26 protein-coding genes, 1 tRNA gene and 2 rRNA genes are annotated in these 25,424 nt (G+C 31.0%); 23 read left to right on the forward strand and 6 right to left on the reverse strand.

Features of this window, described 5'->3' with window-relative positions; translation table 11 throughout:
- Both N4A44_04805 and rrf read left to right on the forward strand, forming a co-directional pair.
- Window positions 1-976 (forward strand): 23S ribosomal RNA (locus tag N4A44_04805); the annotation flags it as partial.
- A gap of 155 nt (window positions 977-1,131) precedes the next feature.
- Window positions 1,132-1,247, forward strand: a 5S ribosomal RNA gene (gene rrf / locus N4A44_04810).
- A 108-nt stretch (window positions 1,248-1,355) separates the two neighbouring features.
- Here rrf and N4A44_04815 read toward each other — a convergent pair.
- Complete coding sequence (locus N4A44_04815; GenBank protein MCT4552961.1) at window positions 1,356-1,931, reverse strand: dihydrofolate reductase; 576 nt, start codon at window positions 1,929-1,931, stop codon at window positions 1,356-1,358.
- Window positions 1,932-2,064: 133 nt separating this feature from the next.
- On the opposite strand from N4A44_04815, the gene N4A44_04820 reads away from it, so the two are divergent.
- The 11 genes from N4A44_04820 to trmB all read left to right on the forward strand — a co-directional run bounded on the left by N4A44_04820 (window position 2,065) and on the right by trmB (window position 11,123).
- Window positions 2,065-2,490: a hypothetical protein gene (locus N4A44_04820; protein MCT4552962.1), complete on the forward strand. Its 426-nt coding sequence runs from the start codon at window positions 2,065-2,067 to the stop codon at window positions 2,488-2,490.
- A 23-nt stretch (window positions 2,491-2,513) separates the two neighbouring features.
- Complete coding sequence (locus tag N4A44_04825; GenBank protein ID MCT4552963.1) at window positions 2,514-2,735, forward strand: hypothetical protein; 222 nt, start codon at window positions 2,514-2,516, stop codon at window positions 2,733-2,735.
- A 72-nt stretch (window positions 2,736-2,807) separates the two neighbouring features.
- Complete coding sequence (gene smpB, locus N4A44_04830; protein ID MCT4552964.1) at window positions 2,808-3,305, forward strand: SsrA-binding protein SmpB; 498 nt, start codon at window positions 2,808-2,810, stop codon at window positions 3,303-3,305.
- Between the two features lie 62 nt (window positions 3,306-3,367).
- Entirely contained in the window at window positions 3,368-3,790 is a 423-nt protein-coding gene (locus tag N4A44_04835; protein MCT4552965.1) for a prepilin-type N-terminal cleavage/methylation domain-containing protein, read from the forward strand.
- Between the two features lie 18 nt (window positions 3,791-3,808).
- Window positions 3,809-4,003 (forward strand): hypothetical protein, encoded by a 195-nt coding sequence (locus N4A44_04840; protein ID MCT4552966.1) that lies wholly within the window; start codon window positions 3,809-3,811, stop codon window positions 4,001-4,003.
- 143 nt (window positions 4,004-4,146) lie between these two features.
- On the forward strand, window positions 4,147-5,622 hold the full coding sequence (locus N4A44_04845) for a nitronate monooxygenase (GenBank protein ID MCT4552967.1): 1,476 nt from the start codon (window positions 4,147-4,149) through the stop codon (window positions 5,620-5,622).
- Window positions 5,623-5,637: 15 nt separating this feature from the next.
- Window positions 5,638-6,003, forward strand: a complete 366-nt coding sequence (locus N4A44_04850; protein MCT4552968.1) for a hypothetical protein — start codon at window positions 5,638-5,640, stop codon at window positions 6,001-6,003.
- 19 nt (window positions 6,004-6,022) lie between these two features.
- Window positions 6,023-7,603 (forward strand): protein translocase subunit SecD, encoded by a 1,581-nt coding sequence (gene secD / locus N4A44_04855; protein MCT4552969.1) that lies wholly within the window; start codon window positions 6,023-6,025, stop codon window positions 7,601-7,603.
- Window positions 7,604-7,777: 174 nt separating this feature from the next.
- Window positions 7,778-8,692 carry a protein translocase subunit SecF gene (gene secF, locus N4A44_04860; protein ID MCT4552970.1) on the forward strand — a complete coding sequence of 305 codons (915 nt, stop codon included), beginning with the start codon at window positions 7,778-7,780 and terminating at the stop codon, window positions 8,690-8,692.
- 24 nt (window positions 8,693-8,716) lie between these two features.
- Entirely contained in the window at window positions 8,717-10,369 is a 1,653-nt protein-coding gene (locus N4A44_04865) for a S41 family peptidase (GenBank protein MCT4552971.1), read from the forward strand.
- A gap of 67 nt (window positions 10,370-10,436) precedes the next feature.
- Window positions 10,437-11,123, forward strand: coding sequence for a tRNA (guanosine(46)-N7)-methyltransferase TrmB (trmB, locus tag N4A44_04870; GenBank protein ID MCT4552972.1), 687 nt, complete (start codon window positions 10,437-10,439; stop codon window positions 11,121-11,123).
- A 262-nt stretch (window positions 11,124-11,385) separates the two neighbouring features.
- Here the strand turns inward: trmB and N4A44_04875 are convergent, their stop codons facing one another.
- A complete protein-coding gene (locus N4A44_04875) occupies window positions 11,386-11,745 on the reverse strand; it encodes an HIT domain-containing protein (GenBank protein MCT4552973.1) in 360 nt (119 codons plus the stop codon).
- A gap of 88 nt (window positions 11,746-11,833) precedes the next feature.
- Between N4A44_04875 and N4A44_04880 the strand changes: the two genes are divergently transcribed.
- Window positions 11,834-12,280 carry a helix-turn-helix domain-containing protein gene (locus tag N4A44_04880; protein MCT4552974.1) on the forward strand — a complete coding sequence of 149 codons (447 nt, stop codon included), beginning with the start codon at window positions 11,834-11,836 and terminating at the stop codon, window positions 12,278-12,280.
- A gap of 165 nt (window positions 12,281-12,445) precedes the next feature.
- Here the strand turns inward: N4A44_04880 and N4A44_04885 are convergent, their stop codons facing one another.
- The gene (locus tag N4A44_04885) at window positions 12,446-12,799 is read right to left on the reverse strand and encodes a cell division protein ZapA (protein MCT4552975.1); all 354 of its coding nucleotides are present in this window, start codon (window positions 12,797-12,799) and stop codon (window positions 12,446-12,448) included.
- Window positions 12,799-13,074 carry a hypothetical protein gene (locus tag N4A44_04890; protein ID MCT4552976.1) on the reverse strand — a complete coding sequence of 92 codons (276 nt, stop codon included), beginning with the start codon at window positions 13,072-13,074 and terminating at the stop codon, window positions 12,799-12,801. The genes N4A44_04885 and N4A44_04890 overlap by 1 nt, the downstream gene beginning before the upstream one ends.
- 89 nt (window positions 13,075-13,163) lie before the next feature.
- On the opposite strand from N4A44_04890, the gene rph reads away from it, so the two are divergent.
- From rph to lon, 8 genes are all read left to right on the forward strand, one after another.
- Window positions 13,164-13,880, forward strand: a complete 717-nt coding sequence (rph, locus tag N4A44_04895) for a ribonuclease PH (protein MCT4552977.1) — start codon at window positions 13,164-13,166, stop codon at window positions 13,878-13,880.
- A 30-nt stretch (window positions 13,881-13,910) separates the two neighbouring features.
- Window positions 13,911-14,639 carry a hypothetical protein gene (locus N4A44_04900; GenBank protein MCT4552978.1) on the forward strand — a complete coding sequence of 243 codons (729 nt, stop codon included), beginning with the start codon at window positions 13,911-13,913 and terminating at the stop codon, window positions 14,637-14,639.
- A 14-nt stretch (window positions 14,640-14,653) separates the two neighbouring features.
- Window positions 14,654-15,925, forward strand: a complete 1,272-nt coding sequence (locus N4A44_04905) for a PQQ-binding-like beta-propeller repeat protein (GenBank protein ID MCT4552979.1) — start codon at window positions 14,654-14,656, stop codon at window positions 15,923-15,925.
- Between the two features lie 5 nt (window positions 15,926-15,930).
- A complete protein-coding gene (locus tag N4A44_04910) occupies window positions 15,931-16,542 on the forward strand; it encodes an L-threonylcarbamoyladenylate synthase (protein ID MCT4552980.1) in 612 nt (203 codons plus the stop codon).
- Window positions 16,532-17,443 carry a tRNA (adenosine(37)-N6)-dimethylallyltransferase MiaA gene (gene miaA, locus N4A44_04915; protein ID MCT4552981.1) on the forward strand — a complete coding sequence of 304 codons (912 nt, stop codon included), beginning with the start codon at window positions 16,532-16,534 and terminating at the stop codon, window positions 17,441-17,443. The genes N4A44_04910 and miaA overlap by 11 nt, the downstream gene beginning before the upstream one ends.
- A 55-nt stretch (window positions 17,444-17,498) precedes the next feature.
- Window positions 17,499-17,584 (forward strand) — tRNA-Tyr (locus N4A44_04920).
- A gap of 19 nt (window positions 17,585-17,603) precedes the next feature.
- Window positions 17,604-19,253, forward strand: coding sequence for an LTA synthase family protein (locus N4A44_04925; protein MCT4552982.1), 1,650 nt, complete (start codon window positions 17,604-17,606; stop codon window positions 19,251-19,253).
- A gap of 77 nt (window positions 19,254-19,330) precedes the next feature.
- Window positions 19,331-21,745, forward strand: a complete 2,415-nt coding sequence (gene lon / locus N4A44_04930; GenBank protein ID MCT4552983.1) for an endopeptidase La — start codon at window positions 19,331-19,333, stop codon at window positions 21,743-21,745.
- 207 nt (window positions 21,746-21,952) lie between these two features.
- Here lon and N4A44_04935 read toward each other — a convergent pair whose 3' ends face one another.
- Window positions 21,953-23,155 (reverse strand): iron-containing alcohol dehydrogenase, encoded by a 1,203-nt coding sequence (locus N4A44_04935; protein MCT4552984.1) that lies wholly within the window; start codon window positions 23,153-23,155, stop codon window positions 21,953-21,955.
- A 171-nt stretch (window positions 23,156-23,326) separates the two neighbouring features.
- Between N4A44_04935 and N4A44_04940 the strand changes: the two genes are divergently transcribed.
- The gene (locus tag N4A44_04940; GenBank protein MCT4552985.1) at window positions 23,327-24,301 is read left to right on the forward strand and encodes an FAD-dependent oxidoreductase; all 975 of its coding nucleotides are present in this window, start codon (window positions 23,327-23,329) and stop codon (window positions 24,299-24,301) included.
- A gap of 66 nt (window positions 24,302-24,367) precedes the next feature.
- Here the strand turns inward: N4A44_04940 and N4A44_04945 are convergent, their stop codons facing one another.
- Window positions 24,368-25,348, reverse strand: coding sequence for a helix-turn-helix transcriptional regulator (locus N4A44_04945; protein ID MCT4552986.1), 981 nt, complete (start codon window positions 25,346-25,348; stop codon window positions 24,368-24,370).
- Between the last annotated feature and the right edge of the window lie 76 nt (window positions 25,349-25,424).

Consider the following 25,424-nt stretch of genomic DNA (forward strand, 5'->3'; position numbering starts at 1 on the left):
AACTATAACGGTCCTAAGGTAGCGAAATTCCTTGTCGGGTAAGTTCCGACCTGCACGAATGGCGTAACGACTTCCCCACTGTCTCCAACATAGACTCAGCGAAATTGAATTCTCTGATAAGATGCAGAGTTCCCGCGGTTAGACGGAAAGACCCCGCGAACCTTTACTACAGCTTCGTATTGATATTATGCACTAGATGTGCAGGATAGGTGGGAGACTTTGAAACTTTGGCGTCAGTTGAAGTGGAGTCATCCTTGAAATACCACCCTTCTATTGTGTGATATCTAACCTAGACTCCTTATCGGGGTCGGGGACAATGCGTGGTGGGTAGTTTGACTGGGGTGGTCGCCTCCTAAAGAGTAACGGAGGCGTGCGAAGGTTGGCTCAGTCCGGTTGGAAACCGGATGTTGAGTATAAAGGCAAAAGCCAGCCTGACTGCAAGAGAGACATCTCGAGCAGAGACGAAAGTCGGTCTTAGTGATCTTGTGATTCTGTATGGAAGGGTCATAGCTTAACGGATAAAAGGTACTCCGGGGATAACAGGCTAATGGTGTTTAAGAGTTCATATCGACGACACCGTTTGGCACCTCGATGTCGGCTCATCTCATCCTGGGGCTGGAGAAGGTCCCAAGGGTATGGCTGTTCGCCATTTAAAGAGGTACGCGAGCTGGGTTCAGAACGTCGTGAGACAGTTCGGTCCCTATCTGCCGTGGGCGTAGGAAATTTGAGAGGGTTTGTCCTTAGTACGAGAGGACCGGGATGAACAAACCTCTGGTGTACCAGTTGTCACGCCAGTGGCACCGCTGGGTAGCTATGTTTGGAATGGATAACCGCTGAAGGCATCTAAGCGGGAAACCAGCCTCGAGATTAGATTTCCCTATAGAGTTGTGGAAGACTACCACATTGATAGGCAGGGTGTGTAAGTACTGTGAAGTATTTAGCTAACCTGTACTAATAACTCAATTGGCTTAAATAGCACATTAATTAAATTGATTAGTGTTGCTTTTATAGCAAAATAATTAACCTTATCTCTTTTGAGATAGTGTGTTCAATTAAAACTAGTTACTGATAAAGAAATTATTATAAATGTTAAATTATGTTTCATTAGAAAGGCTTTATGTTTTTTAATGATCCAGCGATTATAGCGAGAGTGCTACACTTCATTCCATCCCGAACTGAACCGTGCCCCCTCTTTGCGCCGATGGTACTTGATCTTATTGGTCTGGGAGAGTAGGTCGTTGCTGGATTTTTAAAGAATATAAAGTCTTTTTTTATTTAAAATTCTCTTTTAAAGTTTTAATTAAAAGAAAAAAGCCTCAAATAATGAGGCGTTTTTTGTTTTTTTAAATAGATTTTTAATTGGTGATTCTTGTCCATCTGAATAGTTCCCAGTTTTCACCTTTAATTCCTTTAAGCTCTTCAACAAGGAAGTCTTTTTTGCTTAATTGGGGAAAAAATGTTATAACTTCTGGAGAAGCTATATTTATATCTACTTCCGTTATGAGAGCTGTGTCAAAGGTTTTTTCTTTGATGGCTTGTTCATAAACTTTCCCTCCACCAGCTATAAAAATGTTTTTTGCATTTTTTAATTTAGCGATGTGAATCGCTTCTTCAAAGGAATTTGCAATACTGTGATTTTCTGAAAATGGTTTATATTCCCTGTTAGTTGTTAGAATTATCATCTGCCTTCCTGGCATTTCTCGATGTTCTATAGGGATATCTTCATAACTAGACCTTCCCATTATAACAGCACTATCTTGTGTAACATATTTAAAATATGTTTGTTCTCCTCTGACTTCTTTTTTAGTCCAGGCCATAGTCTTGCCTACTCCAATGATATTTTTTTGATTTTTAGCAACTATTAAAGTTATTGTTGCCTTTTCTGATAGGACATTAGCTAATATTTCGCTAGCATCTTTTATTTCACCCATAATTTTTAAAATTTAAGATTTATATTAGATTAATAGTATTAATTTTATTTATTAAATTTCCTTAAGTTAATATATATTTTAGGTTGTTTGGAAGCTTCTTTTTTGATATACTTTCCTGTGAAAGGATGAAGTAATGTTATTGAGAAAAGGACAATATGGTCGATCTATGATCGAAATGCTTGGAGTTTTAGGTATTATGGCAGTTATTACTGTTTTAGGTATTACGGCATATACTATGGCTACTAAGAATATTAAGGTTAATAATGCAAAGGCTGAAATAGCTACAATAGCTCAACGAGTTAGGAGTATTTCTTCTTCAGGAGGATATTCTGATTGGGGTGGTAGTAGAACTTTTAAGTCAGCTTTTGTTGATACTGGTTTAATGAAATCTTATAATGCTTTTGGAGCAACAGGATCTTCTGGGGTAGGATATGAAATTGTTTCTGCTAATGGAGGAAATTCTTTTACAGTTAATGTTTTGGGCCTAGAGGATGAAGATTGTAACTTATTAGCAGCTCAAGATTGGGCTGGTAGTACTTTAGTACCTTGTTCAAATTAGTTTTATAAAAGGAGGATTTTAATATGAAACTTACAAAATTATTTATTTGTTTATTGCTATTTGTATCTACTAATGTAGGTGTTTCAAATTCTATGGTAGCTCCGGATCCTGGATATGGATTGCCGGATGTTGATAGTCCTGCTTATGAGGGTCCATCAGAACAGCCTTTTGAATTTGAAGAAAATCCGTTTGTTGATGGGGGATCAGAAGGTGATACTTATAAAATGGGTATAACTTTTGATTAAATTGTTTAAGGTTGGTTAATCCCAACCTTTTTTATTGCAAAAATCTCTTTAATTGGTTATATTTTCTTCATTATGACAAAGGTTAAAGATAAAAATAAGAATAAAAAGAATTATATTTCTCATGGAGTGGTTTCGGAAAATAGGAAGGCACGTTTTAATTATGAGATTTTGGAAACTTTAGAAGCGGGTGTGGTTCTGACAGGGACGGAGGTTAAATCTTTAAGGTTAGGAAAGTGTAATATTAAAGATGCCTATGCTGTGCCTGAGAATATGGAGTTGTTTTTATATAATTCTGTTATACATGCCTATTTGCAGGGTGCTAATAATAAGTCTCATGATCCTGGTAGAAAAAGGAAACTTCTATTACATAAAAAACAAATTCATAAATTAAACGCTGTATTTAATGATAAAAATTCTACTATAGTTCCATTGAAAATGTATTTTAATGATAAAGGTAGGGCTAAGATTTTACTTGGTATTGGAAAAGGTAAAAAGTTGTATGATAAGAGAGAAACTATCAAGAAGCGAGATGCTGATAGAGAAACTCGTAGAATTATGAAAAATTCATAAAATTATGTTGTATAACTTCTAAAAATTTGCTATTTTAATTTCAAATTATGAAAGGATATAGCATGTTATTAAGACAAAATCAAAAAGGTAGATCTATGATCGAAATGCTTGGTGTGCTAGGTATTATGGCTGTTATTACAGTTTTAGGTATTACTGCTTACACTATGGCTACTAAAAATGTAAAAGTTAATAATGTTAAAGCTGAAATGGCAACTATAGCTCAGCAGGTTAGAAGTGTTTCTGCATCTGGTGATTATTTGGAATGGGGTAATACAAAGGATTATGAATCAGCGTTTGTTGATACTGGTTTAATGAAAGAGTATAATGGCTTTGGTAAAGTTGGAGCTTCTGGCTTTGGATACGAAGTTGTTTCTGCTGATGGTGGAGAATCTTTTGGAATTGTTGTTTTAGGTTTAACCGAAGAAGAGTGTAATTTACTTAGATCTCAAGATTGGAGTAATGGAGAAGGCTCATTTTGTAATTAATAATGAAAGGAAATTGTTATGAAAAATAAATTGTTTTTATCTATGTTTGTATTATTTTCATTTACTTTTGTAGAAAATGCTTTTTCTATACCAGCACCTGAGGATGAGGCGCCATCAAAAGGTGGATTTAGCTTGGGTGACTTGGATCATCGTGTTAGTTTGGCTGGAGATGGAGAAGATGCAGATTCTGCTTTTTTAGTTAAGTTTAAATAGACATATTAGGTTGCTAATTGGCAACCTTTTTTTATATTTACTTATATAAGTTAATTTTCCCTAAAGTTCTTGTGTTTTAATTTTTAATCATTATACTTATTTCCAGATAAAATATTAAAAAATTAGGAAAGATATTTATTAAAATGGGTATAAATTTAAAGAAAATTAAATTAGCTGGTAGAATGGTTTGGCCTTTAATAGAAGGCGGAAAAGGAATTGCTTTAACAACAGGAAAAACTTCTGGGGCTTGGGCTGCAGAAGATTGTATAGGTACTTTTTCAGCTGCTTCTCCAGATATGTTAGATAAAGATGGTAAAGTATTACCTTATAAGTTTCATGGAAAGACTCGTCAAGAAAGACAAAAAGAAATAGTTGAACAATCTATTAAAGGTGGAATAGCTCAAGCTAAGCTTGCTAGAGAGATTTCAGGTGATAAAGGTGCTGTTTTTATGAATGTACTTTGGGAGATGGGTGCTTGTGAAGAAATTTTGGAAGGCATTCTAGATGGTTGTGATGGGTCTATTGACGCAGTTTCATCTGGGGCTGGTATGCCATTTAAATTAGCAGAAATTTGTGCTAAAAGAGGTGTTTATTATAATCCTATCGTTTCTTCAGTTAGAGCTTTTAAGCTTCTTTGGAAAAGAGGGTTTAAAGAATACGGTGATTATTTTGGTGGTGTAATCTATGAAGATCCTTGGAAAGCTGGTGGTCATAATGGATTGTCTAACTCTGAAGATCCTCAAATTCACCAAGATCCTTATGATAGAATAGTTGAGATTAGAAAATATATGAATGAAATTGGTTTAAATAATAATCCTATTATTATAGCTGGTGGAGTTTGGAATTTAACTGATTGGGAAAAATATATAGATAATCCTGAAGTTGGTCCTGTTGCTTTTCAATTTGGTACTAGGCCATTATTAACTCAAGAGTCTCCTTTGGCTGATGAAATAAAGAGAAAATTCTTTACTTTGAAAAAGGGTGATATTAGATTGCAAAAATATTCTCCCACTGGTTTTTGGTCTTCAGCTGTTAATAATGCATTTATGCAAGAATTAGAACTTCAGTCTAAGATAGTGTTGCCTTTTTCTAAAGAAATTGATGAAGAAAAGGGGTTTGTTGTTCCTGTTCCTTCTATTGGTGGCTTAGTTGGAAAGCTTCTTCATAAAGCTGTGGATAAAGTTGAAGGTAAATTAGGTGAAAACGTTGAAAAAATTAAAGGTGTTGTTTTCTTAACAGAAAAGGATGCTGAAGTTTATGATAAGTTTATAGAAGAGGGATTTGATCATATTGTTACATTACCAGATTCTCAACTTATGTTCGTTAAGCAAGATACTTTTAAGAGAATTAGGCAAGATCAAAAAGATTGTGTTGGGTGTTTGTCTGGTTGTATGTTCTCAGGTTGGTCTCAAAGAGAAGGTTTGTTGATTAAACCGGATGCTAGATCTTTTTGTATTAGAAAATCATTGAGTGCGGTAGCTCATGAATCAAATCCAAATGATTGGTTACTATTTAGTGGTCATTCTGGATATAGATTTGCTCAAGATGAGTTCTATCAAGGTGGTAATTTCATACCAACTACAAAGGAGCTTATAGAGCAGATAAAAAAGGGAAAATAAAAGAGGAGAAATAAAATGAAAAAATTGGTTAATAATTCTTTGGATTCCGTGAATAGATTTTTTTCTTATGAATCTATTCATATGTTATTCTTTTTAATGGCTGTTGTTTTAGTTTTTTGGGCTGCGTTTACTTGGTCTGATCACTATGTTGAATATATGATGGCTAGTTTCTTGGTATTTTTACCATTTGCTATGGTTTCAATGATTTGTTTTAGAAGATCATTAATTGATAGCGTGAAAAAAGGTGATAATATTGTTTTAAAGAATGGTTTTAAAGTAAAAGTTGTTAGAGTTAATAAAGAAACTTTTATTGTTAAAAGCAAGGATGCTGAGTTTGAAGTTGTTAAAGGTATTATATTTGACAACTTAGATAGAAAATAATTCTTAGGAAAGGACAGTTATGAAAAATAAAAAAAATCTTTCAATTGTATTTTTAATACTTCTATCTCTATTATTTGTTTCTGTGAATTTTGTTCCAGAATCTAAGAGAGATTCTTTGCCGAACTTTTTGTCTGATAAGGCTTTGTCTTTAGGGCTTGATTTGAAGGGTGGAGCATATATATCTTTGGAGCTTGATACTGAAGTTATAATGAAAGAGAAGTATTTGCAGTTGAAAGATACTGTCCGTACTGTTTTAGTAAGAGATGAAAATCTTTCAAGAGAAGATAAAATACGTTATAAAAATTTAAGATCTAGTAAAGATATGGTTTCTTTAAATATAAAAGAAGCTGATAAGTTGGAAGAAGCTAGAGATAGAATTTTAAATACAGATTATTTAAATTTAGACATAGATGTTTCAGGTAATAAATTAATAGTTAGATATTCTGAAAAAGGTAAAGAATTAATAGTTAAAGATGCTATTGATAGATCTATGGAAATTGTTAGACGAAGAATTGATAGTGTTGGAACAAAGGAAAGTTCTATTCAAAGACAAGGTGATGATAGAATTGTTGTTCAGTTGCCAGGTGTTAGTGATCCTGAAGATATTAAGTCTTTGATAGGTAAAACTGCTAAAATGACTTTCCAAAAAGTTAATGATAAGGTTAGTCCTTATGAAATTTTAGATGGTTCAGTTGCTTTGCCAGCTGATAGTGAACTGCTTAATATGGCAGATGGTGCTGGAGCAATAGTTGTTTATAAAGATATTGCTATTTCTGGAGAAAATCTTTCGGATTCTAGAGTTGGTTATAATCAAAACCAAATGCCAGTTGTTGAGATGGAATTTGACTTGGTTGGAACGAGAGCATCTCTTAAATTTACTTCTGAAAATATTGGAAATAGAATGGCCATAGTACTTGATGGTAAGGTTTTAAGTGATCCTACTATTCAAAGTGAAATTGGTTCAAGAGGTCAAATTACAGGTAATTTTAATGCTAAAGAAGCTAAAGAATTGGCAGCTATGTTAAAGTCTGGTGCTTTACCAGCTCCTTTAAACGTTGTTGAAGAAAGAACTGTTGGTGCTGGATTGGGAGCGGATTCTATTGCTGCTGGTAAGTTTGCCTCTGTTTTAGGCCTGGTATTGGTTGCTGTATTTATGGTGCTTTCTTATGGTATGTTTGGGTTGTTTGCAGATATAGTTCTTATTTGTAATATGTTGTTTATATTCGCATTGTTGGGAATTTTTGGTTCAACTTTAACTCTGCCTGGTATTGCAGGTATAGTTTTAACTATTGGTATGGCGGTTGATGCTAATGTTCTTATATTTGAGAGAATTAGAGAAGAAAGTGCAAATGGATTATCTTCTTTAAGAGCAATAGAAGAAGCTTTTTCAAGAGCTGTTGGAACTATATTGGATTCAAATATTACAACATTTGTAGCTTCAATAGTTTTGTTTCAATTTGGAACAGGTCCTATTAAAGGTTTTGCAGTTACTCTTGCAATAGGTATTTTAACAACACTGTTCTCATCTATAATTATTGGAAAGATTTTATTAGAAGGTTGGGGACATAAGAATAAGAATATAAAAATTCCATTTGTATAATAAACTTCGTTTTTTATCCGAATTTAAGGCATAATATCGATTATAAAATTTTGATCATGTATTATTTATACACTCACAAAATTTAAAATCTATTTTACCTTTCTTTGAATAAAATACTTGTTTATTTAAATATAAAAATATTTTGATTTTGGAAAAATAAAAAAAGGAAAAGATATGAATATTAAAGATATGAAATTAATTCGTTTGATACCAGCTAGAACTAAATTTAACTTTTTAAAGTTAAGAAAGTTAGGTTATGTACTTTCTGTTGGTTTAGTATTATTTAGTACTTCACTATTAGTTTCTAAAGGATTTAATTTTGGTATAGACTTCTCTGGTGGAGTGGCTATGGATGTTAAAAAAATAAATTCTGAAATTAATATATCTTATTTGAGATCTGAATTATCTTCATTAAATCCTGAAATACAAGAAATTGGACATTCTGGAGAGATTTTTGATATTAGAATTGCTGTTAAGGAAGATCAAAATCCAAGTGATTTCGTAAATGAAGTTAAATCTATTTTGGGTGAAGGTGTTGAATATAGAAACACTGAAGTTGTAGGTCCTAAAGTAGGTGGTGAGCTTATTAGAAAGGGTGTTTGGGCAGTAGTTTTGTCTTTGCTTGCTATATCTTTTTATATTTGGATTAGATTTGATATTGCATTCTCTATTGGAGCATTGACTGCTTTGGCTCATGATATTATTTTAACACTTGGTATGTTTTCTTTATTGCAATTAGAGTTTTCTTTAGCGACAGTTGCTGCTATACTTACTATAGCGGGTTATTCAATAAATGATACGGTTGTTTCTTATGATAAGTTGAGAGAAAATATTAAAAAGCATAAAAAGAAATCTCCTTTTGAACTAATTAACTGGAGTTTGAATGAAACTTTTTCTAGAACAATCATGACTTCATTGACTACATTAATTGCTGTTTTATGTATATTTGTGTTTGGTGGTGAAGTATTAAAAGGATTTTCTTCGGCTATGTTGTTTGGTGTGGTTGTTGGTACTTATTCTTCTATATTTATTGCAATGCCTTTGTTGTTAAATATGGATATCAAGCAGGAAGTTCTTGATAATGAATAAATAGTTTTTATGAGGAGGGGAGCTATGAAAAAAATATTGTCTGCATTATCTTTAATTGCATTTTTAGGTAGTTCTTCTGATTCTTTTGCTAATTTTGATAATTATGTTTCTAATAAAGTTAAACAAAATTTTGAAAAGGCTTGGGATGATAATAAATCTTTAGATTCGTATGGTTATAATAAAGCTTCTTTTGCTAAATTTATTGGAGAGGCTTATAAGGGTATTCATGATAATTATATTCCTGGAACTTCTTATGATGAATTGTTTTTAGCATCATTGGAGTCTATGCAAAAATTTGTTCCTGATTTAACTTTAGATAAGACTAAGAGTAGAATGCTTATTTATAAGGGGTATGATTTGTTAGGAACTTTTCCTTTGCCAGATGTCTTATCTGAAAAGGATATTTCTTTAGGTTATGCTAAAATTTTTGCAACGGCAGTTGATTATGCTAAAAAATATTCTAAAGATCTTAAGAGGGCTGGGAATGATGAGCTTTCTTATATTGTTTTAAATTATGTTTTAAAAACTTTAGATAGAAATGCTTTGTATAAGACTGAGTTTGATGTTTCTACATCTAAAGATCGTAAGGATAAAAATTACAGAAAGTCAGCTTATAGTTTCGGATTTAACTATAGGATGGTTGATGCTGGAATACAATTGGTTAATATTTCTATGAATCCTAATATGGTTGCTCAAGGAGTTGCAGAGGGGGATTTAATAGTTTCTATAAATGATATTCCATTAAAGGGTATGTCTCAGCAGAAAGTTGAAAAACTACTTTCTTTGGATGAAATGAAAACTTATAAGTTATCTTATTACTCTTATTCTACTAGAGAGCCTAGGGATATTTATATTACTAATTATAAAGTTAATTTGAGTTTATTGCAGGCTGATTTTACAGATGGAATTTTAACTCTTCATTTAAATTCTTTTGTTAAAGGTGTTTCTGATGATTTTTATGAAACGGTTAATTCTTATTTATCTAGAGATGATATTAAGGGTATGATAGTTGATTTAAGAGGTAGTGTCTTTGGGAATAAAGATGAAGCTCTTAAGCTTATAGATATGTTTTATAGTGAAGGTGTTATAGCTGTATTGGAAAATAAGAAAAATAATGGTGATTTTGAAGTCATAGAAAATGATATAATTACTGATAAAAATTTAAATATGGGAGATCTTCCTTTTGTTATAATTTCAGATAGAAGTGTTTCCGGAGCTGGGGAGATGTTTGCTCAGTCTATGCAAATTGGAATGAAGGCTTTTATAGTTGGGGAAGCTTCGGATGGAGAAGGTAGAATTTATAATGAATTTGAGCTTTCAAATAAATCGGTATTATCTTTGCCTGATACGGCCTTTTATTCAAATGATAATGTTTTAAATGGAGTCGGTGTTTTTCCTTTAATTTGCAGTTATGATATAATTTCTGATGATGATATTGAGAAGTTGTTTAATTCTATTAAGGGAGGTATGTATGAACCTTATCCAGGAGATATTTGGTTTAGTAAATATGATGATTTAGCTTTAAATAGAGCGGATGCTTTAAGAGAAGGTTGTCCTTATAAAACAAATGTATCTTATGAGCTTGATGCTAGGTTGGCTAGAAAAATTGTTTCTGATACGGATGTTTATGATTTCTTGATGGGAGTTATGCTTAGTAAGTTTAATAAAGAGGATTAAAATTCTTGTATTCTATGCTTATATTAATATAATCTCTTGATATGAAACGTTAATTAAGAGGTATGTTGTGAAAAATCTTGTTACTAATTTTTATGGAAGAACTAAAGGTAAGGCTTTATCTGCTTATAAAGAAGGTTTGATAGAGGATCTTTTGCCAGTATTAAAATATGATTTAGATAAATTTAATGCTTTAAAAGGTAAATATAAAAAGTTTGTTTTGGATATAGGATTTGGACAAGGAGAAAGTACCTTTTTTGGAGCTAGAGATAATAAAGATACCCTTTATGTTGGTATAGAGCTTTTTGTTAATGGTTATGCTAATTTATTAGGTCTTATAGATGGTCATAGAAAAGAAACTGGTGAATTATTAGAAAATATATTGATAGTTCCTAGTGATGCAGTTAGATTTATTGAGGGACTGGATAGTGATTTATTTGATAGAGTTCAATTGTTGTTCCCAGATCCTTGGCATAAAAAGAGACATAATAAGAGAAGATTTGTTTCGGAAGTTAATTTGAAGCAGATCAAAAGAGTTTTAAAGCAAAACGGTGTTTTTAGGTTTGTGTCTGATATAGATGACTATAACTTTTGGACTTTGATGATGGTTTCAAAGGTTGATGGTTATTCTATAGGTTATAAAAATTTACAGAGTTATGAAAAAGAACCTTTAGGATGGGCTAAGACTAAATATCAGAAGAAGGCTGTTAGAGAAGGTCGTAGGCCTTTGTTCTTTGATTTTAATGTTGTAAAATAGTCCAATTTTATTGGATTTGTGAATTTTGAATATTTATTCCTGAGAAATGATTTCTTTATGTATTATTTATACACTTCAGAATCATTTTCAGAAAAATCCACCACTTAGGATTGAAATCCTTGTTTGTGGTAAAACATAAACGATTTCAATTTACTTCATTTTGAAATCTACTTATTTTCTAAATCAAAAGTAAACAAATCTCCAAGATTAAATTTTTTATTAGGATGATAGAAAGAAGCCTCAATAATGAGGCTTTTTAATTTTAAGTCTTACTTGTATCTATGTTCCCGTGTAATACATGGAAATGCACATGAGGTATCATTGCAACTTGTTTTCCAACGTTGCTTAATATTTTATATCCTTTATTTTTAATTTCTAATTTTTTGGCAACTTGATTTATTGCATCAAATAGGTCCATTTTTTCCTCTATACTAGCTTCTGCTTGGAAAGAATTAAAATTAGTGTATTTCCCTTTTGGAACTACTAGAGCGTGAATATCTGCGGCAGGACTGATGCTGTAAAATGATATGCAATGCTTGGTTTCAAGAATCTTTTCACAGGGAATCGTTCCATTTATTATTTTTAAGAATACATTCTTATCATCGTATATCTCTTTGTGCATAATATTTTCCTATTTCTTTATTGACAAGGTTTGTTATATAAGCTAGATTAAACTTATAATTGGATATATAAAATATAGGGAGATTTTAATGCCAAAAGAGTTAAAAGTCAAGTCGGTTAGTGATGTTGATAAATATATAGGACAGAGACTTAGAGTTAGACGAATGATGTTGAAATTTAGTCAAAGTGATTTGGCTGAGAAGGTTGGTATAACTTTTCAACAGCTACAAAAGTATGAGAATGGCTCTAATAGAATATCTGCAAGTAGACTTTTTTCATTTTCAAAGTTTTTAAATGTTCCTGTTTCTTATTTCTTCGATGGGTATGAAGGAGAGGATGCAGCTACTGGAATGGTTATGGAAGAAGCTGAAGAATTTGGTTCTTCAAAATCTGCAGATCCTTTTATGGATAAGGATTGTAATAAGCTTGTAATGGCTTACACTAGAATAAATGATGATTCTTTGAAGCAAAAGGTTATGGAGCTTGTAATGTCTTTAGCATCGCTAGGAAAAAATAAATCTATTAAAGACGACTAATGTTTTTATGGATATAAATAAAAAAAGGTGGGATTTTATCCCACTTTTATTTTTTACTTATTGTGTTGCGACTTAAAAGTTTTTCAAACCCACTTTTTTCAGCCGCTGGCGAATGCTTTGCATTCTTGCTTGCTGGCCAGTCGTAAACGGTTTGTTGCGATCAAACTACTTCTTTTCTAGTAGATTGTTGGCTGTTTTTAGTTTACTTAGAACTATGCTCAAAAATCTTGCAGTTTTTTCTCTATCTTCTTTAAGATTTTCTATTTCTTTTTTATCGCCAAGGTTTAATTCTTTTTGTTTAGAAATTATTTCTTTTTGCATACCTATATTGTTATATGTTTTGTAAAGTTCATCAGCTAGATTTATTAATGTCATTAGAGCTTTAGTTGAAAAATCTTCGCTTCCAGTAAATGATTTTTCATTAATGAATTCTGAAAGCATTTGAAGATGTTCTTCTTCACTTTCATTTGCAGATATTATAAAGCTTTTGCCTAATATTTTTAGTTCAATATTTTTCATTATTTTATTTTTTCCAGAGATTTTTTAAGGGTTTTGATTTTAAGTTTGATTTGCTCTTTATTTTCTAGGAGTTTTTGATTTTCTTCTTCAGATTTTTTAAGAGCTTCTTCTATCCTTTTAATCTTGTGAGTATCGACATTAGAAGTGTTGCTTCCGAACTTTTCTAGGAAGCTTTCTTTGTTTTTCTTACTGTTGTTAGTTGGTTTTAGAGCTAACTCATGAGTTCTTCTAGCTTCTTTCCCCAACGCCTCTATTATTTGAAATAAATTCTCCATCACATTTCTCTTGCTAAAGCTTATTTTTCTTATATAATCAAATTAAAACAAAAATGCAATTAAGTCAATTGAAATGTTAGGAGTTTTTTATGAGACCATCAGGAAGGAAGTTGGCCGAACTTAGAAATGTATCTATAGAAACAGGGTTTAATAAGCAAGCGGAAGGCTCTTGTTTGATATCTTTTGGAGATACTAAAGTTATTTGTAATGCCACTGTTCAAGAAAAGGTGCCACCTTTTTTAAGAGGGCAAAGAGTTGGTTGGGTTACCGCAGAATATGGTATGTTACCTAGATCTACTAATGACAGAATGGATAGAGAAGCTGTTAAAGGTAGAGGTGGAAGAACTTATGAAATTCAAAGATTAATTGGTAGATCTCTTAGAGGTGTTGTAAATCTTAGAGAGCTGGGTGAAAGACAAATTATAGTTGATTGCGATGTTATACAAGCTGATGGTGGAACTAGAACTGCTTCTATTACAGGTGGTTTTGTTGCAATGTATTTGGCTTTGCAAAAATTAGTTAAAGATGGTAAACTAGATAGAGTTCCTGTTACTAACTTTTTAGCAGCTGTTTCATGTGGAATATATAAAGGAAGTTGTTGTTTAGATTTAGATTATGATGAAGATTCTAATGCTGAAGCAGATTCTAATTTTGTTATGGATGATAAGGGTAGAATTATTGAAATTCAAGGTACAGCAGAAGAAAAACCATTTACTAAGGAAGAATTTCTTAGGTTAACAGAGCTGGCTGAAAAAGGTATAGAAGAGCTTATTGAGTTACAAAGAGAAGCTTTAAAAGTTAATTAATATTAATAAAAATTAAAAAGGATAGATACAATGGCTAAAAAAGAAACAAAGAAAAACGTTAAAAAAACTTCAAGAGAAATTAGAGAAGAAGGTTTTGAAAATTCATTTATTAGAGAAGTGAATGAAGATGTTCAACAAGATAATTTACAACAATTCCTAAAAAAATATGGTGCTAAAGTAGCGGCTATATGTACAGCTATAATAATGGTTGTTGTTATAAAAACAGTTTATAATAATATTCATGAAAAAAGTGTTATGAGAGAAGCAGGTGTATTTCAAACAGTAGTTTCAAATGTAGATACATTACTAGCTGAAAAGAAGGTTTTGGAAGCAAAAGACATTATTAGAGAGTTTTTAGATGAAGCAAAATATGATTATAAAGATATAGCATATACTATGCTGTTTGAACTTTCTATAAATTCAAATATTGATGAATTAATGGAACTTTTAGGAGAAATGAAAGAAGAAGCTAATACTGATAAAGTTAGAGATTTTGCTACTTTTAATTATTCTATTTTAGCCTATGAAAGAGATGTTAATTTAGAAGGTTTAATTGAAAACTTATCTCCTTTAATGAAAGATAGAAGATCTAATTTTAGAAATAATTCTTATATTTTAATTATTTCAGCTGCTTTAAATTCAGGAAATAATGATGTTGCTAATAAATTTATAGCTGATTTAGAAAGAGATAAAAAATTACCAATTGATATTAAAACTCAATTAGATGGTTTAAAAAAATTAGTTGAAGCTAAATCTTAATTTGGGGATTGTTTATGAGAGAGACTTTTAAATTTAGTTCGGTTTTATGTTTATTATTTCTAACTGCTTGTTCATCTGGTGATGAAATTATTGCAGAAGGTAATAGGGAAAATATTTTTTCATATGATTCTTGTAAAGAGTGTTATTCAACATCTTTAGAGAATAAAGATATATATCTTAAAAAGATTAAATTTGAAAATGAGAAGTTGTTTAATTCTGAATTTGATTTTAAAGAGGTTTCCGATTTTGATATAGAAAATATATCATCTCGTAGAACTGGTAAAAATTTTATTATATCTCCAATAATTAAAAAAGATCTTATTTATACGTTAGATTCTAAATTTACTATTAAGAGTTTTTCTTTAGAGGAAGATGGTTTTGTTTTAGATAAAAGGTTATTAAAGCAAAGTGATTTGATGGAAGAAGAAATTCCTGTTGGATTTACTATAGAAGATGATATGGCTTTTATAGCCTCTTCAAATGGCAGGGTTTTGGCAGTTAATTTGAAAGATGGTTCTGTTTTATGGAATAAGATTTTGGATAAGAAAGTTTTGAAATCAGCACCTGCAGTTTCAAAAAAATATGTTTTTGTTTTGACATCTGATAATGTTTTACATTCTTTTAGACGAGTTGGTGGGTCTGAAGATTTTAAACATAAAGGTTTGCCTGTTTTAACTTCTTTTGAAAAAGGTGCTAAGGTTGTTGTTGATAGAAATCAAAATATAGTAGTTCCATTTTCTAATGGTGAAATTCATTATTTAACATCTAGAGGTAGATTTTTATTTGCTTCAAATGTTAAGAATTATAGAGGTGTTAAAGAGGCTAATTTATTGAAAGATATAGTTGGTGAGCCAGTTGTTGATGGAGATAAGGTTGTTGTAGCTGGTATGGCTAATTCATTGAAAGTTATTAATTTGAGAAATGCTAAAGTTCTTTGGGAAAAGGATTTAAAAGTAGTTTCTAAGCCTGTTGTTGCATATGGTTATGTTTTTGTTCAAGATGAAAATGGAAATATTTTTGCTTTTGGAGAAGATTCTGCGAAAGTTTATTGGAAAAATAAATTGCCTAAGTTAGAAGGTGGTGCTGTTTGGTTTGGTCCGGTTGAAAATAGTGGTAAATTGTTGTTTTCATCTTCAGATGGAAGATTATTAGTTTTGGATATGAAAAGTGGCGAAGAACTATTTATTAAAAAACTTTATGATGATGGTTTTGCACAAGAAGTTATAGTTTCAGGAGAGAATATTATTTTAACTATGGAAGATGGTGAAATTAAAATCCTGAGGTAATTATCATGGAAAAAATTGTTTTAGATAATGAAATTAAAAAAGCTGTAGATGTTATTCTGAATGGTGGAGTTGTTGCTTTTCCTACGGATACTGTTTGGGGCTTTTTTTGTTCTCCTTTTGAAAAGGGTGCAGTTGAAAAGCTTATAGATTTAAAAGGTGAAAGACCAGGTAAATTCTTTGTTCTTAATTCAACAAAGGCTGTTGCTGAAAAATATGCAGATTTTTCTGAATTAGAAAATAAATATGTTGATAAGTGGCCAGCTCCCTTTACAATGATTGTTAAATCTCAAAGATGGTGTGAGAGAGACTTTGTTTCAGGGGTTTTAAACAATGATCAAAAATTTTCTATTAGAGTTCCTAATTATGATATTCTTTTGGAGTTTTTAGATAAGGCTGGTATTCCGCTGATTTCAACAAGTGCAAATGTTACAGGTGAAGATATTTGTGTATCATCAGAAGATGTTAAAAAGAAATTTTCTAAAAATTCTAATTTAGCTTATGTATTTACAGAGGATAATGAAAAAGCGGTTGGTGAAAGTTCTACTCTGTTTGAAGTTTTACCTGATGGTAATGTTAAAATATATAGACAGGGGGCTTTTGTTTTAGATGAAAAATAAGCAAAGAAAAATAGTTGTTTTTTGTGGTGCGACAGCTTCTGGGAAGTCTTCTTTAGCTATGGCTTATGCTTTGGAAAATAATGGTGTAATTATAAATTTTGATAGTCAGCAAGTTTATAAGGATTTGAGAGTTTTAAATGCTAGGCCTTCTGAAGAAGATGAGAAAATTGTTGAACATAGATTGTATGGCTTCTTAACAGGGAAAGATGCTTTTAAAAACTTTTCTGTTACTGATTGGTGTGAATTGGCTAAAGAAGAATGTGAGAAATGTTTTTCTGAAGGTAAAATTCCAGTTTTAGTTGGAGGGACAGGTTTTTATTTACAAGCTTTTATGGAAGGATTATCTCCAGTCCCTGAGCTTCCTGGTAAGAAAAGGGAGGCTGTTTATAAAAGGTTAGATGAATTATCAAATGAGGAATTGTTTGATAAATTAAAGATGAATGATCCTATTTTAGCTGATAAATTAGAAGTTGCAGATAGATATAGAGTTTGTAGAGCATTGGAAGTTTTTGAAATTTGTGGAAAGCCTTTATCTTATTATCAATCTTTGCTAAAGATATCTGTTATGGACGATGTTGAATTTGAGGTTAATTTTATTTTTAGAGAAAGAAAAGTTCTTCATGATAGGATTAAGGATAGATTTCATCAAATGTTGAAACTTGGAGCTATGGATGAAGTTAAAACTCTTTCTTCTATGGATGGATTTATTTTAGATAAAGGGGTTTCAAGAAGTATTGGAGTTTCAGAGTTTTACTTATTTTCTAATGGCAAAATTTCTTGGAAAGAAGCTGTTGAAAGATCTATTCAAGCTACTAAAAAATATGCTAAAAGACAAAATACATGGTTTAAAAGACAAGTGCAAAATTTACCCGATAATGCAAAGTTAAATGTTTTGAAATAAATTATTGACTTTCTGTATGGCATGTATTATTATTCTAGCAATTCGTTAATATGATGGAGGAATGGCTGAGCGGTCAAAAGCATCAGACTGTAAATCTGACGAGGTTACTCTACGTAGGTTCGAATCCTGCTTCCTCCACCATTTATTTTTGGGAGTTATTATGTTACATCCTGAAGTTTTTATGTTTTTAATTATATTTTTACTTATAGAGATTATGAACTTTTGTTCTTCTATTTCTTTTAAGAATATCTTTGTTAAAGAAGGTTTAATTCCTTTTTTTAGATTGCTATTATCATCATTCTTTATATATATAATTGAAAGTAATTTTCTTATGGAAGAATTTAAATTATTTTTTCCTATATTTTTGTTTTTAATTCTTACATCTGGTTTTGATTTTTACTTTAGAATGAAAGGTTTGGGTAAGATAAATTTATTTAAAGAATTTTTTTTGAAAAATAAATTTTTATTCTATATTTTATTATTGTTTTTATTGATATCGTTTTTGTTTTTAATCAAATATTCCTTTATTACCATAGATTTTTTTGTTCTTGCTGGATGTTTGTATTTGTTAGTTAATGTGAAATTTAATTTTGTTAAGATTATATCTTTTTTATTAATTTTATTAATTATTTATTTTAATTTTACCATAGTTTCATCTTATATGTTTTTGGGAAAATTATATTCAAAAGAAGTTATTCAGATTAGTAAAATTGATATTTTAAATGGTTTGTTTACAGGTTATAAATGGTTATTGTATGTGATTTTATTTTATGCAATATATGTTATATCTTTTTTAAAGAAACTCTTTTTACAGAAGGTAAAATTCAACAATAGAAAAAAATTAAATTCTCTGCTTGTTTTTTGTTTTGTTGTTTTTTCAATTTTCTTTACAAGAGCTTTCGCTTCGTTATTATCAACGACAGATTTAGATTCTAAATCCAGAGATGACGCTCTTAGTTTGTCGAAGGTGGATTTATCAGTTTTTAATGATGTTAAGTTCGATAAAAATTTAGTCATGATTTATTTGGAAAGTTTTAGTACTGACTTTGTGTTGAAATATAAGAATTCAACACCGTTTTTGAATTCTCTATTGGACAATAAAAATTCAATTTTTTATAAAAATTATTTGCAAAAGGAAAGTGCTACTAGAAGAGGGATAAAATCATCATCTTGTGGTTATAATTCTTCTAATGGTGTTTATTGTTTGGGGGATTTTTTGAATGAAAAGGGTTATGAACAAACATTTTTGGGTGGCGCTAAATTATCTTATTCTCAGAAGGGTAAGTTATTTAAAAGGCATAAGTTTGATAATCTTTTAGGGAAAAATAAATTAGAAAATTTATATGGAAAAAAATCATTATTATCTTCCGGTTGGGGAGTTTCTGATGAATATTTATTTAAACATACATTGGATATTATTAATTCTGCTGATGAGAATGGAGAATTATTTAATATTACTGCTTTAACACTAGATACTCATGATGAGAATATTTATTCAAGTGTTTGTGATAGGGAAATTGAATTGGTTGAAAGTGGTAAAAATACTTTTCTTAAAAATATTAGATGTACAGATTACTTGTTAAGTAGATTTTTTGTAGATATTAAAAGTAAAAAGTTTTTTGAAAATACTGTTTTTGTTTTGATAGGAGATCATCCTTTTAGGCGTTCTGATAAATTAGATATTCCTTTGGATGATAATAGAACCTTTTTTATGATTTTAAATGCGAAGCCTGTTGAGGACAGAATTAATTCAGAAATTATTTATCCTAAGGACGTAATGCCTATTATATTAAATAATTTGTCTAATTAGCAAAATCATACTATTTCTTTGACTTTTACTCTTTCACTACTATATAATTATTGTATAAAAATGAAAGGTATTTGATAGTGTTTAAGAAGAATAAAACTCAAACTGACATCACTGATTTTTTAGATGAAGAAGATGAAGTTTTTGAAAATGATGAAAAAGCTAAAATGAAATCCTTAGAAAAGGGTGTTTATGTTGTACCTCTTAAGGATGTTGTTTTATTTCCAAAGGTGGTTTCTCCACTTTTTATTTCTAGAGAAAATTCTATTGCTACTTTGGAAGAAGCTATAAAAAGAAAAGCAAAAGTAGTTTTTGTTGCTCAAAAAGATAAATCAGTTGTATTTCCACTTTCTAAAGATTTATTTAGGGTTGGTGTAGTTGCTAATGTACTTCAGTTTATGAAGTTACCTGATGGTGCTGTTAAAGTTCTTGTTGAAGGTGAGTCAATTGTTAATGTTACGAAGTATAGTGCTTTAAAAGGTCCTTTTATTAGAGCAGATGTGTCTCCTATTGAAGACATTGAGGAATATGACCAAAAAGAAAAGGACTTCTTGATAGATTCAGTTGTTAGATCTTTTTCTAAATTATCTAAATCTCGTCCTGAAATAACGGAAGATTCAATAAATTCTATTTCTTCTATAAAAGAAGATTCATTGTTTATAAATGCAGTTATGTTGCATTTGAATTTATCTATTAAAGATAAGCAAGCTATTCTAGAGCAAAAGAATAATGTCGATAGAATGGAAAAGCTTCTTATGTTCTTAGAAAGAGAAATTTATTTACAAGATATTGATGTTAAAATTAAAGATAGAGTTAAAAGTCAGATAGATAAAAACCAAAAAGAATTTTATTTAAATGAGCAAATTAAGGCTATTCAAAAAGAGCTTGGTGCTGATGAAGATGAAATTGATGAATATGAAAAAACCTTAGTTGGGCTTAAGTTAGATGAGCATTTGGAAAAGAATGTTAAGAAGGAAATTCATAAGTTGAGAAAGATTCCTCCTATGTCTGCTGAGTCGACAGTTGTTAGAAATTATTTGGATTGGATTTTTTCTTTACCTTGGAAAAAGAAGTCTGATTTGAAAAATAGTTTGAAAGAAGCTAAGGAAATTCTTGATAGAGAACATTATTCTTTAGATAAGATTAAAGATAGAATTCTTGAACATCTTGCTGTTCAAAATAGAACAGGAAAGGTTAAGGGAAATATACTTTGTTTTGTTGGTCCTCCAGGTGTTGGTAAGACATCTTTGGGTAAGGTTATTGCAGAAGCTACAGGTAGAGATTTTGCTAGAGTTGCTCTTGGCGGAGTTAAAGATGAATCTGAAATTAGAGGGCATAGAAGAACTTATATAGGAGCTATGCCTGGTAGAATTATTCAATCTATGAAAAGAGCAGGAAGCAGAAATCCTTTAATGCTTTTAGATGAAATTGATAAGATGGGTAATGATTATAGAGGGGATCCTTCTTCTGCATTGTTAGAAGTTTTAGATCCTGAGCAAAATAATACTTTCCATGATCATTATTTAGATATGGATTATGATTTATCTGATGTAATGTTTATTACTACAGCTAATTCATATGATATTCCTCATGCTTTGAGAGATAGAATGGAAATAATTAACTTGTCTGGTTATACTGAAGATGAGAAATTGAACATTGTTAAAAATCATTTATTACCAAAAAAATTAGCAGATAACGGACTGAAAGATTCTGAATTTGTTATGGGTGATAAAGCTATAAGGTCTATAATTAGATATTATACTAGAGAGGCTGGTGTTAGAAATCTTGCTAGAGAGATTGATAATATTATGAGAAAAGTTGTTAAAGAATTGGATTCTTATGTTGCAAGCAATATAGGAGATATGTTCTGTCCAACTTTTGTTGAAATTACAGAGCATAATTTAGATAAATACTTAGGTGTTAAGAAGTTCTCTTATAAATCTAAAGAAGACGATGATCTAATTGGTGTTGTTAATGGTTTGGCTTGGACATCTGTGGGTGGAGATATGCTTTCTATAGAGGCTATTTCTATGGCAGGTAAGGGTAATTGCATTCTTACAGGTAAGCTTGGAGATGTTATGAAGGAGTCTATACAAGCAGCTTATTCTTATGTTAAGGCTAATGCTAAATCACTTGGTTTGGATGAGAAGAAGTTTGAAAAGATGGATGTTCATGTTCACGTTCCTGAAGGGGCAACTCCAAAGGATGGTCCTTCGGCAGGTATTACTATGTTTACGGCTATAGTTTCATTATTGACTGGTAAGGCAGTAAAAAGTGATGTTGCTATGACTGGTGAGATTACATTGAGAGGAAGAGTTCTTCCTATTGGTGGATTGAAAGAGAAGTTGTTGGCGGCTTTAAGGGGTGGAATTAAGACAGTTATTATTCCTAAGGAGAATGAAAAAGATCTTGCTGAAATTCCTGAGAATGTGAAAAGAGATTTGAACATTATTCCAATTTCATCAGTGGGTGAGATATCGGAGGTAGCTTTTTAAAATTAAACTGCGTCTTTTGCACGAATTTTAAGCAAATCATCAATTATTAAATTTAAGTCATTTATTTCTTATAAACTCCTTAAATTTAAAATTTGATTTACTTATCTTCGCACAAAATATAAAAAGTCCTTGCAGTTTTGTGAGGGGTATTTTAAAAATAAAAAAGGAGTTGTGATTAACTCCTTTTTTGATTCTTTGTTTTATTGATTATCTCATTTTAGTCATAGACTCAGTGAAGATTTTTTCAACAGTCTTTTTAGTGGCTTTAGTTGGAGCCATACTTAAAAGTAATCCTAGAGATGGAGTTTCGAACGCAAGACTTACTAATTGTTTAATGTCGTCTTTTGTGAAACCTTCATCTTTTAATTTAGATTTAACACCTACAGAGAAAATCCAGTTTTCAAGAGCTTTGGCAACTTGGTTTCCAGTTTTTTCTTTTCCAGTTAGGATTGGTGATAAAATTTCTTTTAGAACTTCTGATTTAGCAGGGTATATTTCTTTAACTACAGAAGGAACTAACATTGCTAGGCCTAATCCGTGAGGTAGTTTTGGATGCATACCACTTAGAGGGTGTTCTAATGCATGAGTATAATGTAATAATCCATGGTCAAAAGAAACTCCTGCTATTGTTGCAGCATATGCTAAGTAATATCTAGCTTCTAAATCTTTTGGATTTTTAATTACTGTAGGAAGATGTTCAGCTACTAGTCTGATAACTTCTTTTGCAAGAGTTATAGAATATGGAGATGCCATTTTAGTAGTTGCTGCTTCGATAACGTGATTAACTGCGTCTATAGAAACGTATTTAGTTTGGTTTTCTGATAGAGTTGTCATTAATGCAGGGTCAACGATTGAAACCATTGGGTAAATACAGTCGTATGCTAATGCAGGTTTCCATCCGCTTTCTTCAATAGTAGCAACGGCAAATCTATTTCCTTCTGTACCAGTTCCGTGAGTTAGATTGATTGCTACAACTGGAGCGGCTTTTGTTGGAGTGAATTCAAATCCGTAAAGTTGTCTTGCATTTTTTCTTTTGTTTTCTAGCAAGATAGCTGTTGATTTACCAGCGTCTATTGCAGAGCCACCACCAATTGCGATAACTGCTTTGGCACCAAACTTTTTACCTAATTTAGCTGCGATATCTACATGGTCAACAGTTGGGTTTGGAGTAACTTCATTGAATGAAACAAACTTAATTCCATTTTCAATTAGAGCTGCTTCAACATGTTTCCAAGCGCCTGTTGCTTTATATGCATTTCTTCCAGTCATAACTAGAACCTTATTTATTTTTTTTGATTTTAAATCTTTAGCTATATCATTTATTTTTTTGATAGCTCCGATTCCGAAGTAAACAGGATTTTTAAATCTGAATTCTCTTACTTCTTTTATGTTTACTTGATATTGTGTCATAGTAACCTCTCCTTTGAATAATATAAGAAATTGTTGTATCTATAATACCTTATTTTTTGTAGTTTTTCAACAGGTGATTGAAATATATTTTTATTTCTTTTTCTTTTAATTTTCTTGAAGTGAAGTTGTTTTTAAACTATAATTTTTCTAAATTTATTTTAGGAGGTTTCGATGGAAATTAAAAAGCGTGAAGAAATTGTTATTGTTGGATCTGGTATAGCAGGATTAACTGCAGGTATTTATACTTCTAGAGCTGGTTATGAACCTTTAATTATTTCAGGTAATTCTAGAGGTGGACAAACTGCTGAAACTCATGATATAGAAAATTATCCAGGATTTAAAGATGCTATTTCTGGATTTGAATTGATGGGAAATACGGAAGCTCAAGCTGTTAAGTATGGATCGAGAATGTTGAGTGGTGAAGTAGTTGATTTTGATCTTTCAGATGAGGATAATAAAAAAGTTATTTTGAGGGATGGAACAGAAATAGTTGCTGATTCAATTATTTTTGCTACTGGTGCATCACCAAGAAAAACAGGCTTACAAAGTGAGTTAGATTTTGCTGGTAGGGGTGTTTCTTATTGTGCAGTTTGTGATGGTAATTTTTATAGAGGTAAAAAAGTTGCTGTTTTAGGTGGTGGAAATTCTGCTGTTGGAGAAGCTCTTTATTTATCTAATATTGCTAGTGAAGTTTATTTAATTCACAGAGGTGAGGAATTCAACAGAGCTGAAAAAGTTTTTGTGGATCAGCTTTATGAAACTAAGAATATAAAGATTATTAAAAATTCTGGTATCAAAGAAGTTTTAGGTGATGCTATGGGTGTTAATGCTGTAGTAGTTGGTCATGAAGATTCAAATGATGCTGAGAAAATAGAAGTTGATGGTCTTTTTGTTGCTATAGGTAAAGTTCCTAATACAAGTTCGTTAGAAGGTAAGGTGGATTTAAAGCCAGGTGGTTATGTTAAAACAGAAGGTCAATCTACAGAGACGAATGTGGAAGGCTTTTTTGTTGCAGGTGATATAGCTTCTCCTTTTCAACAGATAGTTATTGCTGCCGGTCAGGCTGCTGTTGCTGCGATTGAATGTCAGGAATATTTATCTAAAAAAGGTGTTGCACCGGTTAAGGAATCAACAGGAGCATATTAAATTTTTTGAAATAATATATTGGAAATTTTGAATAAAAAACCTCTCAATTGAGAGGTTTATTTTTTATTAAGCTAGTTTTATTAAGCTAATTTTATCTAGTGTTTTAACTTCACTGTTGTCGAAAATTATTTTTTCTTCAGGGTTGTGAGTTAGTCCAGTAGCCTTATTATCAGAAATGTCGACTTTGATTATTACTATTTCTGTAACACCGTCATTTCTTTTTCTTTTTAATATAGCCAGGTCACCGTCTTTAACATCTTCAGATTTATCTGCGAATATTATGCTTCCGTTAGGAATTAAAGAGCCTAGTTTTTCATTGCTGATTTGAACAGCGTAAGTATCATGCCAGTCTTTTTCTAGATAGATAGGGCATTCAATAAGGTTACTTTCATTTTTAGCTATAATTAAGTTTCCTTCAGAATCATGTTCTTTATAAAAAGGAACTTTATATTTACCAGAGTTTTTAGCACCTCTGTTTGCTATATCGCTGAAATGAGTAAGTTTGAATTCACCTTGATTTTTTCTAAGATGTTTATTTAATTCACCCTTAACAGATCTTTCTTTGATTCTAGTAACCATATCTTCAATTTCCATGCCTAAAGCACCTGCTATTGAAGCTAGTTCGTTTTTGTATATTTCTCTTTGACCCATTTCAACTCTGTGATAAACAGAAACAGTCATTAGAGCTTGTTTAGCAAAATCGGCTAGGTTGATTTTTCTTTCTTTTCTTAATTCTCTTAGGCCAGCACCAAAAACTTTAAGACCTGAGTTTTCGTTTGCAGAAATTCTTTTTTCAGCTTCTTTTTTCCATTCTTCTAGTATGGCTTGGTCTTCATCTTTTTCTTTAGAGATGAAAATATCGTCTGTCGTACAATTAAGAAACTCAATGATTTTTATCATTTGTTCTTGGCTGATTCTTCTATATCCTCTTTCTATTTTAGATATAGCAGAAAGAGAAACGCCCAGTAAATCTGCGATTTCTTGCATCCCAACGCCTTTTGCTTTTCTTGCGCTTCTTAGCTTATTTGGGAAAATAATTTCTTCCATTTGTTCGTTTCCTTATTCTTTGTAGTCATTATTTTCTTATAAAATATTTTTTTTTGTCATAAATGTCAAGTTTTTA

Source organism: Alphaproteobacteria bacterium (assembly GCA_025210155.1).
Taxonomy (GTDB): domain Bacteria; phylum Pseudomonadota; class Alphaproteobacteria; order Rs-D84; family CASDRH01; genus JAOASE01.

What these genes read in the sequence shown, in the direction of transcription:
- N4A44_04815 (MCT4552961.1), bottom strand. Translation starts at nt 1,931, where the DNA reads ATGGGTGAAATAAAAGATGCTAGCGAAATATTAGCTAATGTCCTATCA.
- N4A44_04820 (MCT4552962.1), top strand. Translation starts at nt 2,065, where the DNA reads ATGTTATTGAGAAAAGGACAATATGGTCGATCTATGATCGAAATGCTT.
- N4A44_04825 (MCT4552963.1), top strand. Translation starts at nt 2,514, where the DNA reads ATGAAACTTACAAAATTATTTATTTGTTTATTGCTATTTGTATCTACT.
- smpB (MCT4552964.1), top strand. Translation starts at nt 2,808, where the DNA reads ATGACAAAGGTTAAAGATAAAAATAAGAATAAAAAGAATTATATTTCT.
- N4A44_04835 (MCT4552965.1), top strand. Translation starts at nt 3,368, where the DNA reads ATGTTATTAAGACAAAATCAAAAAGGTAGATCTATGATCGAAATGCTT.
- N4A44_04840 (MCT4552966.1), top strand. Translation starts at nt 3,809, where the DNA reads ATGAAAAATAAATTGTTTTTATCTATGTTTGTATTATTTTCATTTACT.
- N4A44_04845 (MCT4552967.1), top strand. Translation starts at nt 4,147, where the DNA reads ATGGGTATAAATTTAAAGAAAATTAAATTAGCTGGTAGAATGGTTTGG.
- N4A44_04850 (MCT4552968.1), top strand. Translation starts at nt 5,638, where the DNA reads ATGAAAAAATTGGTTAATAATTCTTTGGATTCCGTGAATAGATTTTTT.
- secD (MCT4552969.1), top strand. Translation starts at nt 6,023, where the DNA reads ATGAAAAATAAAAAAAATCTTTCAATTGTATTTTTAATACTTCTATCT.
- secF (MCT4552970.1), top strand. Translation starts at nt 7,778, where the DNA reads ATGAATATTAAAGATATGAAATTAATTCGTTTGATACCAGCTAGAACT.
- N4A44_04865 (MCT4552971.1), top strand. Translation starts at nt 8,717, where the DNA reads ATGAAAAAAATATTGTCTGCATTATCTTTAATTGCATTTTTAGGTAGT.
- N4A44_04875 (MCT4552973.1), bottom strand. Translation starts at nt 11,745, where the DNA reads ATGCACAAAGAGATATACGATGATAAGAATGTATTCTTAAAAATAATA.
- N4A44_04880 (MCT4552974.1), top strand. Translation starts at nt 11,834, where the DNA reads ATGCCAAAAGAGTTAAAAGTCAAGTCGGTTAGTGATGTTGATAAATAT.
- N4A44_04885 (MCT4552975.1), bottom strand. Translation starts at nt 12,799, where the DNA reads ATGAAAAATATTGAACTAAAAATATTAGGCAAAAGCTTTATAATATCT.
- N4A44_04890 (MCT4552976.1), bottom strand. Translation starts at nt 13,074, where the DNA reads ATGGAGAATTTATTTCAAATAATAGAGGCGTTGGGGAAAGAAGCTAGA.
- rph (MCT4552977.1), top strand. Translation starts at nt 13,164, where the DNA reads ATGAGACCATCAGGAAGGAAGTTGGCCGAACTTAGAAATGTATCTATA.
- N4A44_04900 (MCT4552978.1), top strand. Translation starts at nt 13,911, where the DNA reads ATGGCTAAAAAAGAAACAAAGAAAAACGTTAAAAAAACTTCAAGAGAA.
- N4A44_04905 (MCT4552979.1), top strand. Translation starts at nt 14,654, where the DNA reads ATGAGAGAGACTTTTAAATTTAGTTCGGTTTTATGTTTATTATTTCTA.
- N4A44_04910 (MCT4552980.1), top strand. Translation starts at nt 15,931, where the DNA reads ATGGAAAAAATTGTTTTAGATAATGAAATTAAAAAAGCTGTAGATGTT.
- miaA (MCT4552981.1), top strand. Translation starts at nt 16,532, where the DNA reads ATGAAAAATAAGCAAAGAAAAATAGTTGTTTTTTGTGGTGCGACAGCT.
- N4A44_04925 (MCT4552982.1), top strand. Translation starts at nt 17,604, where the DNA reads ATGTTACATCCTGAAGTTTTTATGTTTTTAATTATATTTTTACTTATA.
- N4A44_04935 (MCT4552984.1), bottom strand. Translation starts at nt 23,155, where the DNA reads ATGACACAATATCAAGTAAACATAAAAGAAGTAAGAGAATTCAGATTT.
- N4A44_04940 (MCT4552985.1), top strand. Translation starts at nt 23,327, where the DNA reads ATGGAAATTAAAAAGCGTGAAGAAATTGTTATTGTTGGATCTGGTATA.
- N4A44_04945 (MCT4552986.1), bottom strand. Translation starts at nt 25,348, where the DNA reads ATGGAAGAAATTATTTTCCCAAATAAGCTAAGAAGCGCAAGAAAAGCA.